The following is a 1,610-nucleotide window of genomic DNA, read 5'->3' on the forward strand; positions in this document are numbered from 1 at the left end:
ATCGGCCTCTCGCGGGCCCAGCGCGCCACCAATGTGCAGGGCGCGTTCCAGGTATCCCCGGACCGCCAGGCTGAAGTCCAGGGCCGGCGCATTGTCCTGATCGACGACGTCCTGACCTCCGGCGCGACGCTGGATGCCTGCGCGCGGGCCCTGTTGCGTGCCAAAGCGGCCCAGGTCGACGTGCTGGTGTTCGCCCGGGTTGTGGAGGTCAGGTAAAGTCCCATATAATTCAATGAATTCATGACAAGAGAGCGCCAGACGAGATGATTGCTGCTGTCGAGATCTACACCAGGCCGGGCTGCGGCTATTGTTCCGCTGCCAGGTCGCTGCTGACCCGCAAGAAGGTGGCCTTCACCGAATTCGACGTCGCCAAGAACCCTTCCTGGCGGGCCGAGATGTACGACCGCGCCGGCGAGGGCTCGACCTTCCCGCAGATCTGGATCGGCGGAGCTCATGTCGGCGGCTGCGACGACCTCTACGCCCTCGATCGCGAGGGCAAGCTCGACGGCATGCTCGAAAGCGTGAAGGCAGTTTCATGAGCGAGAATCGGACGTTCACCGCCGCGATGGTTCAGATGCGCACCGGTTTGATGCCCGAGCCCAGTCTCGCGCAGGCCACCAGGCTGATCCGGCAGGCTGCGGGGAATGGCGCCGATTACGTGCAGACGCCCGAAGTCAGCAACATGATGCAGCTGAACCGCAAGGCGCTGTTCGAGCATCTGCAGAGCGAGGAGGACGACACCTCGCTGAAGGCTTACCGCGCGCTCGCGGCGGAACTGAAGATCCACCTCCATGTCGGCTCGCTGGCGCTGCGCTTCTCGCCGGAGAAGGCGGTCAATCGCTCCTTCCTGATCGGGCCCGAGGGCAATGTGCTCGCGAGCTACGACAAGATCCACATGTTCGACATCGAGCTGCCGGACGGCGAGAGCTATCGCGAATCCGCCAATTACCAGCCCGGTGAGACCGCCGTGATCTCCGACCTGCCCTGGGGCCGGGTGGGCTTGACGATCTGCTACGATGTGCGCTTCCCCGCGCTCTATCGCGCTCTCGCCGAGAGCGGCGCGTATTTCATCACCGTGCCCTCGGCCTTCACCCGCAAGACCGGCGAAGCGCATTGGCACGTGCTGCTGCGCGCGCGCGCGATCGAGACCGGCTGTTTCATCTTCGCCGCAGCGCAGGCAGGCTTGCATGAGAACAAGCGCGAGACTTACGGCCATTCGCTGATCATCGATCCCTGGGGCGAGATCCTCGCCGAGGGCGACGTCGAGCCCGGCATCATCATGGCCCAGATCGATCCGGCCAAGGTCGAGACCGCGCGTCGCGCGATCCCCTCGCTCCAGCACGGCCGCCGCTTTGGCGTGTCCGACCCCAAGGCGGGGCCGGATCATCTGCACCTCGTACGGGGATCGGCATGATCCGCTATGCGCTACGCTGCGACCGGGACCACGACTTCGAAAGTTGGTTCCAGAGCTCGTCGGCGTATGATTCTCAGGTCAAGCGCAAGCTCGTGACCTGTCCGATCTGCGGCTCGGCCAAGGTCGAGAAGGCAATCATGGCGCCGCGCATCGTCGGCAAGAAGGGCCGCGGGCGCGCGAGCCCGCCGCCGGAGCC

At 65.2% G+C, this 1,610-nt stretch carries 4 protein-coding genes; all 4 read left to right on the forward strand.

Going from position 1 to position 1,610, the window contains the following annotated elements:
* On the forward strand, positions 1-216 hold a 216-nt coding region (locus MOV75_RS37305), incomplete at its 5' end, for a ComF family protein (RefSeq protein WP_258719606.1).
* A gap of 47 nt (positions 217-263) precedes the next feature.
* Positions 264-539, forward strand: coding sequence for a glutaredoxin 3 (gene grxC, locus MOV75_RS37310; protein WP_246929723.1), 276 nt, complete (start codon positions 264-266; stop codon positions 537-539).
* Positions 536-1,414, forward strand: a complete 879-nt coding sequence (locus tag MOV75_RS37315) for a carbon-nitrogen hydrolase family protein (RefSeq protein ID WP_246929724.1) — start codon at positions 536-538, stop codon at positions 1,412-1,414. The genes grxC and MOV75_RS37315 overlap by 4 nt, the downstream gene beginning before the upstream one ends.
* A partial coding sequence (locus tag MOV75_RS37320) for a DUF1178 family protein (protein WP_247007904.1) occupies positions 1,411-1,610 on the forward strand: 200 nt, incomplete at its 3' end. The genes MOV75_RS37315 and MOV75_RS37320, both read left to right, overlap by 4 nt.

Source organism: Bradyrhizobium sp. PRIMUS42 (assembly GCF_023006515.1).
In the GTDB taxonomy this organism is placed as follows: Bacteria; Pseudomonadota; Alphaproteobacteria; order Rhizobiales; family Xanthobacteraceae; genus Bradyrhizobium.

Excerpts from the sequence above, each read along its gene's own strand:
- grxC (WP_246929723.1), top strand. The coding sequence starts at position 264 with ATGATTGCTGCTGTCGAGATCTACACCAGGCCGGGCTGCGGCTATTGT.
- MOV75_RS37315 (WP_246929724.1), top strand. The coding sequence starts at position 536 with ATGAGCGAGAATCGGACGTTCACCGCCGCGATGGTTCAGATGCGCACC.